Source organism: Dysgonomonas mossii (genome assembly GCF_004569505.1).
GTDB lineage: Bacteria > Bacteroidota > Bacteroidia > Bacteroidales > Dysgonomonadaceae > Dysgonomonas.
This window is the reverse complement of sequence record NZ_SPPK01000022.1, coordinates 1-639: the sequence shown is the minus strand read 5'-3', so window position 1 is coordinate 639 and position 639 is coordinate 1. Positions and strand designations below refer to the sequence as shown.

Sequence of the window (639 nt, the reverse complement as noted above, 5' to 3'; positions counted from 1 at the left end):
GGGGCGAAGTCGTAACAAGGTAGCCGTATCGGAAGGTGCGGCTGGATCACCTCCTTTCTAAGGATATTACGGAATGACCATAAGGTCATGGAATAACGGAGACATATTGTATTCAGTTTTGAATGTTTATTTGACATTCAACATTGCACATTGAAAACTAGATAAGTAAGCAAATAGATTTTACCAAGCAAAAAACCGAGTGAATTTTTAACGAAATTCAACAAGCTTAATAATCGCGCGTCGTCTTTTTAGACGACATCACACATTAATAACTGGTAAAGGTTAGTTAAACATGGTTGTATCTTCGATACACAGTGCTTAACTAAGGATTTACATGATTAAGTTATTAAGGGCGCACGGTGGATGCCTTGGCACTAGAAGCCGAAGAAGGACGTTACTAACGACGATATGCTTTGGGGAGCTGTAAGTACGCTTTGATCCAGAGATTTCCGAATGGGGAAACCCAGCATGAGTTATGTCATGTTATCCACATATGAATACATAGTATGTGAGAAGGCACACCCGGAGAACTGAAACATCTTAGTACCCGGAGGAAGAGAAAGAAAACTCGATTCCCTGAGTAGCGGCGAGCGAAACGGGAATAGCCCAAACCAATAGGCTTGCCTATTGGGGTTGTAG

At 41.8% G+C, this 639-nt stretch carries 2 rRNA genes; both read left to right on the top strand.

Features of this window, described 5'->3' with window-relative positions:
* Positions 1-57, top strand: a 16S ribosomal RNA gene (locus E4T88_RS17230); the annotation flags it as partial.
* 279 nt (positions 58-336) lie between these two features.
* Positions 337-639, top strand: a 23S ribosomal RNA gene (locus E4T88_RS17225); the annotation flags it as partial.